11 protein-coding genes and 1 other RNA gene are annotated in these 13,187 nt (G+C 69.0%); 7 read left to right on the top strand and 5 right to left on the bottom strand.

Annotated features, from left to right (window positions below):
• Positions 1–63: 63 nt before the first annotated feature.
• Complete coding sequence (locus HUV01_RS05550; protein ID WP_174297314.1) at positions 64–648, bottom strand: LemA family protein; 585 nt, start codon at positions 646–648, stop codon at positions 64–66.
• A 105-nt stretch (positions 649–753) separates the two neighbouring features.
• On the opposite strand from HUV01_RS05550, the gene mscL reads away from it, so the two are divergent.
• Positions 754–1,206, top strand: a complete 453-nt coding sequence (mscL, locus tag HUV01_RS05545) for a large conductance mechanosensitive channel protein MscL (protein ID WP_174297313.1) — start codon at positions 754–756, stop codon at positions 1,204–1,206.
• A 43-nt stretch (positions 1,207–1,249) separates the two neighbouring features.
• Here the strand turns inward: mscL and HUV01_RS05540 are convergent, their stop codons facing one another.
• Positions 1,250–1,681 (bottom strand): RrF2 family transcriptional regulator, encoded by a 432-nt coding sequence (locus HUV01_RS05540; protein ID WP_174297312.1) that lies wholly within the window; start codon positions 1,679–1,681, stop codon positions 1,250–1,252.
• A gap of 60 nt (positions 1,682–1,741) precedes the next feature.
• On the opposite strand from HUV01_RS05540, the gene ssrA reads away from it, so the two are divergent.
• Positions 1,742–2,104: a transfer-messenger RNA gene (gene ssrA, locus HUV01_RS05535) on the top strand.
• A 1,234-nt stretch (positions 2,105–3,338) separates the two neighbouring features.
• Here ssrA and HUV01_RS05530 read toward each other — a convergent pair.
• Positions 3,339–3,920 carry a YcxB family protein gene (locus HUV01_RS05530; protein ID WP_174297311.1) on the bottom strand — a complete coding sequence of 194 codons (582 nt, stop codon included), beginning with the start codon at positions 3,918–3,920 and terminating at the stop codon, positions 3,339–3,341.
• Between the two features lie 403 nt (positions 3,921–4,323).
• Here HUV01_RS05530 and HUV01_RS05525 point away from each other — a divergent pair, with 403 nt between their 5' ends.
• The 4 genes from HUV01_RS05525 (at position 4,324) to HUV01_RS05510 (ending at position 8,055) form a co-directional block, all read left to right on the top strand.
• Positions 4,324–4,698, top strand: a complete 375-nt coding sequence (locus HUV01_RS05525; protein WP_254606405.1) for a hypothetical protein — start codon at positions 4,324–4,326, stop codon at positions 4,696–4,698.
• A gap of 338 nt (positions 4,699–5,036) precedes the next feature.
• Positions 5,037–6,914 carry an ABC transporter ATP-binding protein gene (locus tag HUV01_RS05520; RefSeq protein ID WP_174297310.1) on the top strand — a complete coding sequence of 626 codons (1,878 nt, stop codon included), beginning with the start codon at positions 5,037–5,039 and terminating at the stop codon, positions 6,912–6,914.
• A 159-nt stretch (positions 6,915–7,073) separates the two neighbouring features.
• On the top strand, positions 7,074–7,268 hold the full coding sequence (locus HUV01_RS05515; RefSeq protein ID WP_174297309.1) for a hypothetical protein: 195 nt from the start codon (positions 7,074–7,076) through the stop codon (positions 7,266–7,268).
• Positions 7,269–7,284: 16 nt separating this feature from the next.
• Positions 7,285–8,055: an SDR family NAD(P)-dependent oxidoreductase gene (locus HUV01_RS05510; RefSeq protein ID WP_174297308.1), complete on the top strand. Its 771-nt coding sequence runs from the start codon at positions 7,285–7,287 to the stop codon at positions 8,053–8,055.
• A gap of 21 nt (positions 8,056–8,076) precedes the next feature.
• On the opposite strand, the gene HUV01_RS05505 is transcribed toward HUV01_RS05510, so the two are convergent.
• A complete protein-coding gene (locus HUV01_RS05505; protein WP_174297307.1) occupies positions 8,077–9,741 on the bottom strand; it encodes an alkaline phosphatase D family protein in 1,665 nt (554 codons plus the stop codon).
• A gap of 154 nt (positions 9,742–9,895) precedes the next feature.
• On the opposite strand from HUV01_RS05505, the gene HUV01_RS05500 reads away from it, so the two are divergent.
• Entirely contained in the window at positions 9,896–12,361 is a 2,466-nt protein-coding gene (locus tag HUV01_RS05500) for a TonB-dependent receptor (protein ID WP_174297306.1), read from the top strand.
• Between the two features lie 19 nt (positions 12,362–12,380).
• Here HUV01_RS05500 and HUV01_RS05495 read toward each other — a convergent pair whose 3' ends face one another.
• Positions 12,381–12,701, bottom strand: a complete 321-nt coding sequence (locus HUV01_RS05495) for a helix-turn-helix transcriptional regulator (RefSeq protein WP_174297305.1) — start codon at positions 12,699–12,701, stop codon at positions 12,381–12,383.
• Between the last annotated feature and the right edge of the window lie 486 nt (positions 12,702–13,187).

Raw genomic sequence — 13,187 nt, 5'->3', positions numbered from 1 at the left:
CCGCCCCGGCCAGCGGCGCGAGGAGCGCCGCCGCCGGCGCCCGCACAGCGCGCGCCATCGCGGTCAGCTCGCGTTCCCGAAGTTGACGGTGGGCGCGACGTCGGCGTTCTTCGTCGTCGCCTCGAACGGCACCATCTCCTTGGCGCCATAGACGATCTTCGCCCCCACCGCGTCGGGGAAGGTGCGGATGCGCGTGTTGTAGCTCTGCACCGCGTCGTTATAGTCGCGCCGGGCGATCACGATGCGGTTCTCCGTCCCTTCGAGCTGGCTCATCAGCGTGGTGTAGTTGCCCTGGCTCTTCAGCTCGGGATACGCTTCCTGCAACCGCTGGAGCGAGGTGCCGATGCCGGCCTGCACCGTCTCGAACCGCTGCACCTTTGCAGGATCGGTCAGGTCGTCGCCGGTCAGGTGAACGGTGTTGGCCTGCGCGCGCGCCTGCGTCACCTCGACCAGTATCGCCTTTTCCTGCGCGCCCGCCGCCTTCACCGTGGAGACGAGGTTGGGGATCAGGTCCGCGCGACGCTGGTACTCGTTCTGCACGTTCGCCCAGCGCGCCTTGGCGGCCTCCTGCGCGGTCGGGACCGAGTTGATGCCGCACGCGCTCAGCGCGGCGGCGGCTGCGATCGCAAGACCCGGGCGAAACCTCATCGTCGACATCCTTCTAGCTGCCCCGCGTCCATAAGGCGCATCGCGCCACTTGGCGACGGGCAATAGTCGCGTTAGCCTCGTCCGGCACTCATGGGGGACAGGCGGATGCTGAAGGAGTTCCGGTCGTTCATCGCACGCGGCAACGTGCTCGACCTCGCGGTCGCGGTCATCATCGGCGCGGCGTTCGGCAGGATCGTCACCTCGCTGACCGACGACGTGCTGATGCCGATCATCGGCAAGATCTTCGGCGGGCTCGACTTCTCGGGCTATTTCGTGAAGATGGGTAACGTGCCGGCAAGCTACCGCGGCTCCCTGGACGACTATGCCGCGCTCAAGAAGGCGGGCGTTCCGTTGCTTGGCTATGGCGAGTTCATCACGCAGCTCGTGAACTTCATCATCATCGCTTTCATCATCTTCATGATCGTCCGCTCGGTCAACCGCGCGACCACGCTGTTCGAGATCGAGAAGAACAAGACCGCCGCCGTCGCCGCGCCCGAGCCGACCGAGGTCGCGCTGCTCCGCGAGATCAGGGACGAGCTGAAGGCGCGGAGTCTGTAGACCGGGCCGGCCCGGCGCCGCATCCGCGTGAGCGGATCGAACCCTACGCCGCCGCCAGTTCCCGTATCGCCGCGTCCGCCAGGCTGGTGCCGTCAAGGATGCGCGCGGTCTCGTCGCGCACGCGCATCATCGCGTGGCGGATCGCGCAATCAGCCTCGCTGCGACAGTCGGCGCAGCGGCGATAGGCGGTGCGGCTGACGCAGGGCACCAGCGCCAGCGGCCCCTCGATCACGCGGATCACGTCGCCCAGCGAGATCAGGTGAGTGGGCCGCGCGAGGCGATAGCCGCCCATCTTGCCCCGCGTCGACGCGATCAGCCCCGCCGCGCGCAGGTCGGCGAGGATCAGCTCCAGGAACTTGCGCGGCACCGTCGCCTCCGCCGCGATCCGCGTCATCGGGATCGGCGCCGCGCCCGCGGGCGCCTCGGCGAGGTATAGCATCGCGCGCAACGCGTAGCGGGAACGCTGGGTCAGCATGGCTTGGTCGTTGCACGGCATTTGTGGCCGGCGAAAGGCCGTGGCGGACGCGCGAGGATCATTGTTGCAGCGGCGGCGCGATCGACTATATCCCGCGGTGCCGGGTTCGCCCGGCTATGGCGATAAATCGCGGCGTGAAATAGATGCAGCGGACCCGGGGGCAGTACCCGGCGGCTCCACCATTTGATCCGCTGGGCGGCGCGGGATCGTGCCACCGGGCGGATCAGCTGATGGGGCCGAACCAGGATCGACGTGTATTGAAAGGCGCAGTGTTTCGCTCGGAATGGGACCACCGCGACGGCCCATTACATAAGTGCCAACGACAACGAAGCACTCGCGATCGCGGCGTAACTGAGGGCCTCGCGGCCTGAAGTTACACCAAGAAAGCGCGGTCGGACCCACCGGGCAACAGAAGGGAATCCAGCGGTTCGGGGGGCACCGGGCAACAGAAGCTCCCCAACGCGCGTGTTTGCTCGCAAGAGGCGGGCCGGGCGCCTCGCCCGGCACGTCCGGCGTTACGGCGCGGCTTTCCTGTCCGTCAGGACCGATGCCCGGCGCCGTCCGCCTTCGACGTCCGCCGCCCGGCCCGTCCCGACCGCCAAAAGATTGCGATCTGGCGCAGGACGACCTTGCGCACCTCTTCCATCGTCGCTCGTGCGGCACACGCCCCGGCGGTCGCCCGATGCCGCACACGCGCGGCCGGTGCAGCCATAGCGACTGGATCGTCTGATCGTCCGTGATCGGCCCGATCGCGGGATCGGGCACGAAGGCGGCGTCGCCCAGCATTGCGCCCGACGAGGCGATGAGCACCATTGAAAGCTGGTCGTACCCGTCCTTGATCGCAGCGTCCCAGGCGCACGCGAACCCGGCCCATCGCTTGCGGTGGCCATAGGCGGATTGCTGGGTCAGCCCCACCTCCGCGCACGCCGCCTTTACGTTGCACATCCCGCGCAGCGCGCTCAGGAACCGTGCCTCGACGCACGGCGTCCACTGCCGCAGCCGCGCCTGCGCGACCTAATTTCACCGCCCGTTGCTGCCCCGGACCGCCAGCTCTTCGCCGTCCTGCCCGCGCCGGCCGCACGCCTGCTGCCTCGTCCAAACGCGCCTTGGCCTCGGCCGCCGCCGCCTCCATCCCGGTCCGGAACGCGGGGTCGGTCGATCGGTGTAGCGACACCCAGGACTGCGACACCTTGACCCGCTCCGCCGCCGGCGTCCGGTTCCGCGCCTCCGCCATCAGCGCCGTCGCGACCGGCATCGCGTCCTCAATCTAATCGATGACCGGCACCGGGATCACTGGCGCGAGCCACGTCACGTCTTTAACGTCGAGTATCTTCGCCCTCCTGGTACTGTCATTGTTCCCGGTCGCCCGCCGAGGTCACAGTCGGCGGGTAGCAGCGCAGTGCTCGCTAGCCGCGTGCCATCCAGCCGTCGCACGTCGGCAAGACGGGCTGTACACCGCGACCCAGCGATACGTCGCCGCGGAAGCATGCGACGGTCGCCGACCGGATCAGACCAAGCGCCATGCGGCAGCCGACGGGTGCCACTGGAGTCGGCCTGCGGATCGCATCGCGACCGACATCGGTCGGCCTTGGCCCAGCTTCCCCTGGTCGCGCGGGCGAGCCCCGGATCGGTCCAGGGCCGCTGGCTCGCCCGATCGTCACGCGCCACCGCGCCGCGATGAGCGGAAAGACGCGTAACGCCGCTCGGGAACCGCCGCGGCCAGGTCACGCAGGTGGACGATCTGCTCGGCAGTCAGGGCATGTTTGGGCAGGAACTGAAACAGCGCGTCCGTCTGCAAGAACAGCATGGCGGACGGGTCTTCACGGCGTCCGACATAGGCGTCCCATGGCGTTGTGGACGTCGATCGCGGCGTCCGGCTGTCCAGTCCCGCCTCGTCCCATGACACGGTGAACGGTTGCCGCAGGATCGCCGCCTGATTGTAGTAGCGGCGGGAGTAGTGGGGCAGGATCAAGATCGACAGCACGACGCGCCACACGGCCGGGGCGACGATCAGCGCGACGCCGCCCCCGATCTGCGGCGAACGCTCGCCGGGCGGCAGGATCAGGCTCATCAGAAGATTGAGCACGCCGATGACCATCACGAAGCCATAGAGGATCAACCGTCCGCGCGTTGGGCGATACAGCAGGCGATTGGCGGCGAGCACGTCGTCGTACGTGGGTGTGAAAGAGGTCTGATTGGGACTCGTCGCAGAAGATGTGGCTGTGGCCCTGTCCTGCATGGCGTTGCATACCTCATGAACTAGCCGCAAATGCGAGCCCGAAACGGGAAGACCGGGCGGCTATCGACCCCACTATCATGGCGAGGCTGGTGGCGAACAGCGCACATGACCGCGGGGGACTGCGCGGCCAGCAGCAGCTCGTGCATGTCGACGCCGCCGCGCGTCGCGCGAGCGGAGATTGCGTGTGGCGGCTCCCGGTCGCGCAGGTGATCCCGGTCCCGCATGAACGGATCTGTGCAGTGACAACTTGCGGCCTTCAGCTCCGCGGCGGCTCGGACCCACAGGCAGCCATCTACACCGTCTTTTCAGCTTTCTGGAACGGGGCACTCATTCGGATTTCGAGTGCAGCCTCCCCGGCCATGTGCAGACTGGCAGCATTCAGCTAGGTATCTTCACATCAAGGATGAAAGGCATCATGGGTAGTTCGTCGGACGTGTGGGACGGCGAGGTCGTCCGCAATTGGCTGGACCGTCGTTTCGAGGCTGCGAGGTTTGAACAGGCCGCGGCGGACAAGTGCGGGTATGAGGCGCGGGACGACTACGACAAGGCAGCCGCGGAAGAATGGGTCTGCCGGATCCTGAAAACCGCTGGACGCGCCGATGATCGGGTGGCATTCGCCGCGCAGCTCAAGGGGCTGCTCGCTCAGGACGAGTACGAGATCACGGGCATCCATGATGACCGGCGCTTCGATCGATACGTTCGAGCCAATCTTAGAAAGGTCGCCAAGATGACCAAGGCGAACGATGGGTTTGCGAACACGCTGCGTTATCAGGGCTGACGTACCGCCACGCAGGCCCCGCGCGAGCTCGGGAAGTCGGATCGCCAGTTTCGAACTGCGGCGGCATGGGACGAATGTGGAGGCCCTGCTTGCCAATCCCGACGTTTGCGGATTTGTCGATCGGGTCGCGGACAAGGCTCCCGAACCCATCGTGACGGCGACCAGGAAGCAACGCTGATCGGGCTGCTTCGGCTTCAGCCTGTCTGATGCCCGCGCCCGCGCGAAATCGTTACGTGCTCCTGCCGGAGCCGGGTAGTGCCGATGGCATGCGGATGGTTTCCCCTTGGCCGGCCTCGACCTGTCGGAGTTCGGATCCGTCGCCGTCAGGCGGACGATAGATGGCGGTCGCCGCCAGACCCGGTCGCGGCGGCGTGCCGGCCCGGCCTACCACCTGGCGCGAGCGGCTGGGCGCGCTGCGCAACCTGCCGCCGTTCCTCGCGATGGTGTGGCGCACCAGCCGGCCGCTCACCGCGACCACGCTCGCCGTGCGGCTGGTACGGGCGCTGCTGCCGGTGGCGACGCTGTTCGTGGGCAAGCTCATCATCGACGAGGTCGTCCGGCTGACCCACCTCGCGGTCCACCCGGCGACCCCTGCGGCGTGGCTCGGCTCGGGGCTGCTCCGCCGGCTGGAGGCGCTGCTGCTGGCCGAGTTCGCGCTGGCGGTCGCCGCCGACCTGCTCGGCCGGCTGGTGTCGCTGGTCGACGGCCTGCTGTCGGATCGGGTCAGCAACGACGCCAGCGTCCGCCTCATGGAGCACGCCACGACGCTCGACCTCGCCGACTTCGAGGACGCGGCCTTCCAGGACCGGATGGACCGCGCGCGGATGCAGGCGAGCGGGCGCATGTCGCTGATGGGACAGCTGTTCGGGCAGGCGCAGGACATCGTCACGGTGGCGAGCTTCGCCGCAGGCCTCGTCGTCTACGCGCCCTGGCTGATGGCGCTGCTGGCGGTCGCGCTGGTGCCGTCGTTCCTGGGCGAGGCGCACTTCAACGCGCTGAGCTACGCGCTCAGTCACGTCCGCACGCCCCAGCGACGCGAGCTCGACTATGTCCGCCAGGTCGCCGCGAGCGCGGACACGGCCAAGGAGGTCAAGATCTTCGGTCTCGGCCCGTTCCTGATCGATCGCTACCGCACGATCTCGCGCGACACCTACGACGCCAGCCGCCGGCTCGCGCTGCGCCGGGCTGTCTGGGGCTCCGGTTTTGCCGCGCTGGGCACGGTCGCCTATTATGCGGCCTATGGCTACATCGCCTGGCGCGCGGTCACGGGTTCGCTGTCGATCGGCGACCTGACCTTCCTCGCCGCCTCGTTCCTGCGGCTGCGCGGGCTGCTGGAGGGGCTGCTGACCGGCTTCTCGTCGACGGCCGGCCAGGCGCTCTACATCGACGACCTGTTCTCGTTCCTCCGCACGGAGCCTGGCATCCGCTCGCCGGCGGGCGCGCTGCCGTTCCCGCATCCCGTGCGGCAGGGTTTCGTGTTCGAGGACGTGGGGTTCCGCTACCCGGGCGCGGGGCGCTGGGCGGTGCGCCACCTGTCCTTCACATTGGCACCGGGCGAGGTGCTGGCGCTGGTCGGCGAGAACGGCGCGGGCAAGACCACGCTCGTCAAGCTGCTCGCCCGGCTCTACGATCCCGTCGAGGGTCGGGTGCTGCTCGACGGGCGCGACCTGCGCGACTACGACCTCGACGCCCTGCGCGCCGCGATCGGCGTGATCTTCCAGGACTTCGTGCGCTACAACCTGCCCGCCGCCGACAACATCGCGGTCGGTCGCATCGGGGCGCGGGACGATCGCGAGCGGATCGAGGCGGCCGCCTCCGCCGCGCTCGCCGATGGCGTGGTGGCGAAGCTGCCGGACGGCTACGACCAGATGATCGGCAAGCGGTTCCGGAACGGCGTCGACCTGTCGGGCGGCGAGTGGCAGAAGCTGGCGATCGCGCGCGCCTATATGCGCGACGCCGAGGTGCTGATCCTCGACGAGCCCACCGCGGCGCTCGATGCGCGAGCGGAGTACGAGGTGTTCCAGCGGTTCCGCGAACTGAGTGCGGGGCGATCGGCGGTCCTGATCTCGCACCGCTTCTCCAGCGTGCGCATGGCCGACCGCATCCTGGTGCTCGGCGACGGGCGGGTGGAAGCCTCGGGCGCCCATGCCGATCTGCTCGCGGCCGGCGGCCGCTACGCGGAGCTGTTCGAGCTGCAAGCGGCAGGCTATCGCTGACCGGCAGGAGTTCATCTCGGGCTCACCGCCTGCGCCGACCGCCCGACCTGACAGGCCTGATCTGATCGTGGGAGAAACCTCGGTTGCGGCCGAAGCTCCAGGTGATGGCACGTCAGCGGTTGCGGGCCGTTGTTCTCGGGATGCATGGACAGGACCAGCATGACCGACGATCCGGACGCCGATCCAGCCGATCGCAAGTCGCCTAACGAGCTGGACACGCTCGGACAGGGTACTCCGCTCGGCCGTGCGGGGCAGCCGGTCGAACTCGCACTGCCTTGTATGCCGCTCGCCGCGGCGGAAGACAGCTACATGTCGGGCATGGTGATCGCTGTCACTGATATATCGATCGGCTAGGCAGGGAGTGGGGCGCGTGGCGAAGGTCTTCATCACCGGCTCGTCGCAGGGTCTCGGGCTCGCAGCCGGGAGGTTGCTGGCGGTACAGGGACATGAAGTGATGCTGCACGCCCGCAATCAGGCCCGGGCGGATGATGTGCATCGTGTTCTCCCGGCAGCGGCGAACGTGTTGGTCGCGGACGTGTCGACCGTGGCGAGCATGCGCGAGCTCGCCAATCAGGCCAACGAGCTCGGTCGTTTCGACGCCGTCATCCACAACGTCGCGATCGGCTATCGCGAGAAGCGGCGGATCGAGACGGCCGACGGCCTGTCGCAGCTATGGGCCGTCAACGTGCTGGCGCCCTATGTGCTGACCGCGCTGATGACCCGACCGGCGCGGCTGGTGTATCTCAGCTCCGAACTCCACCGGCGCGTCGACGGTAATCTCGACGACCTGCAGTGGGCGCACCGGCCCTGGCACGGCACCCGCGCCTATTCCGACACCAAGTTCCAGGACGCGCTGCTCGCGATGGCGGTCGCGCGGCTCTGGTCCGGCACGCTGTCCAATGCCGTCGAACCGGGCTGGGTGCCGACGCGCATGGGCGGACCGGGCGCCACCGGCGATCTGGCAGCGGGCGCGGTGACGCAGGCTTGGCTGGCAACGAGCGACGACACCGGCGCCCGCGTCACGGGCGGATACTTCTTCCATCGGCGCCCGGCCAGGCTGCACCCCGCCGCAGGCCGCACGGACCTGCAGGACCGACTTGTCGCGCGCTGCGCGGCGGTCAGCGGGGTCGATCTGCCGTAGGGCGCGGCCCTCACATGGCGTTCAGGCGACCCTAGCCGCGGCCAGCCGTTGGCGCGGGTGCGCCGCGGCGCAGGTGAACCGCGCCAGCGTCCGCTTCTCGTAAGGCCTGGCGAGCACGGTCGTCAGCCCGACGAGATCCGCGGTCGCCGCCTCCGGTGTCAGCGTCAGCACGAGATAGCCCTTGAGATCCTGGTCGCAGAACGCGACCTCCTCGTTTGCCTCCGCGATGTAACGCCCAAGGCCGGGCAGCAGCGATCCGTAGGAGGGGCTGGTCACCGCCGTGACGCCGAACTCGGTCGCGACCAGCCGGCCGGTGTCGTCGGCCAGATCGTTCGCCCAGGTCGCGTGGCTGTCGCCCGACAGCACCAGCGGATGGGAACCGGCGCGGGTGAACGCCGCGTACAGCCGCTCGCGCGCCGCGGGATACCCGTCCCAGTCGTCGAAGTTGAACGGCAGGCCTGCGCGGTATGACGCCGTCAGCGCCGCTACCCGCGGCCTCCAGACGTCCGGCAGCTTCGCCATCACCGCCGCATATCGAGCGGGACCCATCTGTCGTTCGAGGTCGGGACCGGCGACGCGCGCCATCACCACCTGGTTGCCCAGGATCTGCCACGGCTTGCCCGCCTTCACGGACGCCGCCAGCCGGCCTTCCACCCAGGCAAGCTGGTCGGGGCCGAGCAGTTCGCGATCGGGCCGCGCGCGTTCGGCCATCATCGAGGCGTATTCGGACGGATCGGGCGCCTCCCCCTTCGCGGCCACCTGCCTGGAGCGCGCGAGCAGCCGGCTTTCCAGCATCACCAGGCTGGCGAGGTCGCCGAACTCGAACGAGCGATAGATCGCCGCCCAGGGCCGGCCGGGCACCGGATCGCGTATCGGCATCCATTCGAAATAGGCCTGCATCGCCGCCGCCTTGCGCGCGCCCCAATCGCCCTCGGTGGCCGGGTTATGATTTTCCGCGCCGCCGATCCAGTCGTCGTTGGCGACTTCGTGGTCGTCCCACACGCAGATGAACGCGGCGCGCGCGTGCGCCGCCTGCATGTCGGGATCGCGCTTCACCTGCGCGTGCCGCATCCGGTAGTCGGCGAGGGTGACGGTGTCGTACTCGGGTTCCACCGCGCGACCGATCCTGCGGCCGATCTCGCTGCCATAGCCGGTCATGCCGTATTCGTAGATATAGTCGCCCAGATGCAGCACCGCGTCGATCCGCTCGGCGCGCGCGATGGCGTCATAGGCGTTGAAAAGCCCGCCCGTGTAGAGCTGGCACGACACGGCCGCGAGCACGACCCGATCCACCGCGCCGACCGGAAGCGTGCGAAAGCGACCGACGGGCGACCGGGTGCCGCGCGCCGTCTCGAACCAGAACCAATAGTCGCTGCCCGGTGCGAGGCCGCCCGCCTCCGCCTTTGCCGTATGGTCGCGCGCGGCGCGGGCCGCGACGCCGCCGGACCGGAGCGGCTGTCCGTCCGGTGACGACGCCACGTGCCAGCGCAGCGGTACGTCGCCCGCCTCGGCACCCTCCGGCGTCGCCCGGGTCCACAGCACCACGCCGGTCGCTGCAGGATCGCCGCTCGCCACGCCATGCAGAAAGCGGGCATCCGCGACCGATCGCGCGCCCAGTGCGGGCGCGGCGGCGAGGCCGGCACCGATGCCGAGGCCGGTGAGCGCGTCGCGTCTGCTGATGGTCATGCAAGTCTCCTTCGCCGCCCGTCCTAGCCGGCGCTGACGACACTTCCGCGTCATCGTCGTGACGTTTCGGCGACCTGTCACGCCCGCGTCACCGCGGTGACGCCCCACCGTCACACGGTCGCGTTAGGCACCATGGAAACCGGGGGGACGAAACATGAACGGACTTATCCGCAGCACGATCGTGGTGCTTGCATGCGGCACCTCGGGCGCCGCACTGGCGCAGGCGGCGGCGCAGCCACCTGCCCGGCCCGCTTCCCCTGCCGTGGGACAGGCAGGCGTCGACCCGTCCGCGAGCACGGATCAGGACAGCGGTGCCGGCCTGGCGGGCGATGTCGTCGTGACGGCGCAGAAGCGCGAGCAGCGGCTGATCGACGTGCCCGTCACCATCACCGCGCTGACGGGCCAGCGGCTCGCCGAACTGGGCGTCAACTCGCTGTCGGAGGCGGCGCTCTATGTGCCCGGGCTTCGCATCCAGGAGCAGAGCGACAACAATCCCGGTTTCGTGATCCGCGGCGTCACATCCGACAGCGGGTCGGCGCAGCAGGGCGCGCGCGTCACGCTCTATTACAATGGCGTCGACATCTCGCGCTCGCGCGGCGCCTATCAGGACATCTACGACGTCGAGCGGATCGAGGTGGTGAAGGGGCCACAGGCGACGCTGTTCGGCACGGCGGCGGAGGTCGGCGCGGTGTCGATCATCTCCGCGCCCGCGCGGGCCGGCACGTCCGCCGCGATCGACGGCAGCTACGGCAACTATAACCGCGCGCAGGTGTCGGGCCATCTCAACGTCGGCAACGACACGCTCGCCGCGCGGCTGGCCTTCGCCTACAAGCGCCACGACGGCTATGTGCGCAACATCGCCGGCGACCCGGCCGTGCCCAACCAGAACGCGGGCAGGATCGACCAGGACGACCTCTATGCGCAGGACCAGCGCGGGGCGCGCGGCACGCTCGCCTGGCGGCCGAGCGACCGGGTGAACGTCGCGTTCGTCGGCACTTGGGACGCGCAGCGCAACTCGGGCACGCCGTTCCGCTCGCGCGTGTTCGCGCCCACCGGGGGCAACGGCGGCGACTACAGCTATGCCGAGCTGTCCGGCTCACCCTATAGCGCGCAGGTGCTGGGCGCGGCGAAGCTCGGCCTGAAGCGCGACGTGTTCGACGGCAACGTGACCGTCAACGTCGATCTCGGCCATGGCACGACCTTCACCAGCGTCACCGGATACCGCCACTTCAACGCCCTGGAGGTGTTCGACGCGGATGGCGGCCCGGCCTGGTATCTCGAGTTCGCGGAAGACGCGCGCGGCGACCAGTGGAGCCACGAGGACCGGTTCGCCTTCACCGGCGAGAAGTATCGCGCCTCGTTCGGGGTCAACGGCTTCTTCGAGAACGGGGTGCAGCACGTGCCCTTCTCGACGGAGGAGGGCACGTATCTCGACTGCTCGGTGTCGAGCGCCTTTGCGCCGATCCGCGCGGCGCTCGCCGGGGCCGGGCTGCCGACCGGCACGTCCTGCGTCGCGCCCAACGGCACGATCCCCGCGACGCGCGCCACCGCGATCCTGACGCGCGGCGCGGCGACGCAGATCCCCTACGCCTCGTCGTTCAGCAATTACGGCACCAACGACACCTATTCGATATTCGCGGACGGCACGTACCTGCCCACGCCCCGGCTGGAGCTGACCGCGGGCGCGCGCGTGCTGATCGAGCAGCGCAAATCGGGCTATGCGACGGTGCAGCCCAATTCGGTGCTGCTGGCTGGCCTCGGCGTCCGGTCGAGCCTGTTGGGCATCGTGAGCACCAATGGGCGGGAGTTCACCGCGACGAAGAGCTTCCAGGCGATCCTGCCGCGCTTCAACGCGCTGTTCCGGGTGACGGACGGCGTCAACCTCTACGCCACGATCAGCAAAGGCCGCCGCTCGCCGGTTGTCCAGCTCACCTCTGCCAACGCGGGCACCGCCGCCGCGCCCGTGCCGGTCGGCGCGCTCCAGGTCGTGCCGGACGAGATCCTGTGGAACTACGAGGCCGGGATCAAGGTGAACGCGGGCGGGCTGACCGGCACGCTGTCCGCCTTCTACCAGACGTACAACGGTTTCCAGGTCACGGTGATGAACGCCAACGGCACCACGACGACCGCGAGCGCGGGCGCGGCGCACAATCCGGGCGTGGAGCTCGACGCGACCTACCGGCTCGCCCGCGCGCTGTCCGTGTTCGGCAGCTTCGGCTTCCTGGGCGGCGGGATCGACAGCGGCGCCGCCAACGGCATCTACGCGGGCAACCGCTTCCGCCTCCAGCCCAGATACACCGCGTCCGCCGGCGTGACGCTGCGCCTGCCGCTGACGGCGGGCGTGACACTCTATGCGACGCCGTCCGCCACCTATCAGAGCAAGGAGTATTTCGAACTGCCCAACACGGAGGCGATCAGCCAGCGCGGCTACACGCTGGTCAACGTGCGCGCGGGCGTGGAGCTCGACGGCGGGCGCTACCGGATCGGCGGCTTCGCGCGCAACCTGACGAACAGGCGTTACCTGCTGGACGCCGGGAACACCGGTGGCGGCTTCGGCGACCCGACCTACATCGCGGGCGAGCCGCGCTTCTACGGTATCGAGATCGGCGCTCGGCTGTAGCGACCATGGGGCGCCCCCCTCAAGCAGCTCCCAGCCTGGACCATGCCTGCGTCGCGCGGGCTTCTACCGGACTGCATTTGAAGCGTCTCCGGAACAGGCGGTAGAAGTGCGAGGCGTCGGAAAAGCCGACGGCGAAGGCTATGTCGATCACCCGCAGGCTGCTGCCTAGCAGGTACTCGCGCGCCTGGTCGAGACGCAACGTCTGGAGTTCCTGCGTGAAGCCCAGTCCAGCCGCCTCGAACGCGAGGTACCCGGCCCGTTCGGACAAGCCCACCCCGGCCGCCACGTCACCCATCGACAGGTTCGGGTTCGCGAAGTCGCGCGCCATGGACTCACGCATCGCGGCCAGGCGCGCGGGGGCGAGCGCGGCACCCGCCGCCTCGAGCAGCTATGGCGACCCGCAGTAGGCGGCCGATCCGCTTCCGGTCACGGGAAGGCTTATCGCTGTCCCCCACGGTCGTTTCAGGCCGTTGTGACCACGCCTGATTGTCGATCCGGAACCAAGGGCATCGACCCGCAGTCGTGGAGATTAGGCCGACGCGCGCTTCTATCAACGGCAATCAAGCGGCTTTCATTCGCGTCGGCCGCCGCCAGCCGCCAATCCGCTGTCCACCCACGTCGGACGTTCCACATGGATAAAGGCCCCGGCAGTCGCCTGCCGGGGCCTTTCCTCATATCCACCTGACTGACGTCGGATCAGTCGCGATCGCCCGTCAGGAACGCCGGGGCGAACTCGGGCGCGGGGCCGTCGGTGTTGCCGTTCTCGCGACGGGGACCACGGTCTCCACCACGCTCGCCGCCGTCGCGCCGGGGGCCACGGCCGCCG

This window comes from Sphingomonas bacterium (genome assembly GCF_903643035.1).
Classification (GTDB): domain Bacteria; phylum Pseudomonadota; class Alphaproteobacteria; order Sphingomonadales; family Sphingomonadaceae; genus Sphingomonas.
The sequence above is the reverse complement of the archived record's forward strand: the minus strand, read 5'-3'. Positions and strand labels throughout refer to the sequence as shown.

Excerpts from the sequence above, each read along its gene's own strand:
- HUV01_RS05550 (WP_174297314.1), bottom strand. The coding sequence starts at position 648 with ATGAGGTTTCGCCCGGGTCTTGCGATCGCAGCCGCCGCCGCGCTGAGC.
- mscL (WP_174297313.1), top strand. The coding sequence starts at position 754 with ATGCTGAAGGAGTTCCGGTCGTTCATCGCACGCGGCAACGTGCTCGAC.
- HUV01_RS05540 (WP_174297312.1), bottom strand. The coding sequence starts at position 1,681 with ATGCTGACCCAGCGTTCCCGCTACGCGTTGCGCGCGATGCTATACCTC.
- HUV01_RS05530 (WP_174297311.1), bottom strand. The coding sequence starts at position 3,920 with ATGCAGGACAGGGCCACAGCCACATCTTCTGCGACGAGTCCCAATCAG.
- HUV01_RS05525 (WP_254606405.1), top strand. The coding sequence starts at position 4,324 with ATGAAAGGCATCATGGGTAGTTCGTCGGACGTGTGGGACGGCGAGGTC.
- HUV01_RS05520 (WP_174297310.1), top strand. The coding sequence starts at position 5,037 with ATGGCGGTCGCCGCCAGACCCGGTCGCGGCGGCGTGCCGGCCCGGCCT.
- HUV01_RS05515 (WP_174297309.1), top strand. The coding sequence starts at position 7,074 with ATGACCGACGATCCGGACGCCGATCCAGCCGATCGCAAGTCGCCTAAC.
- HUV01_RS05505 (WP_174297307.1), bottom strand. The coding sequence starts at position 9,741 with ATGACCATCAGCAGACGCGACGCGCTCACCGGCCTCGGCATCGGTGCC.
- HUV01_RS05500 (WP_174297306.1), top strand. The coding sequence starts at position 9,896 with ATGAACGGACTTATCCGCAGCACGATCGTGGTGCTTGCATGCGGCACC.
- HUV01_RS05495 (WP_174297305.1), bottom strand. The coding sequence starts at position 12,701 with ATGCGTGAGTCCATGGCGCGCGACTTCGCGAACCCGAACCTGTCGATG.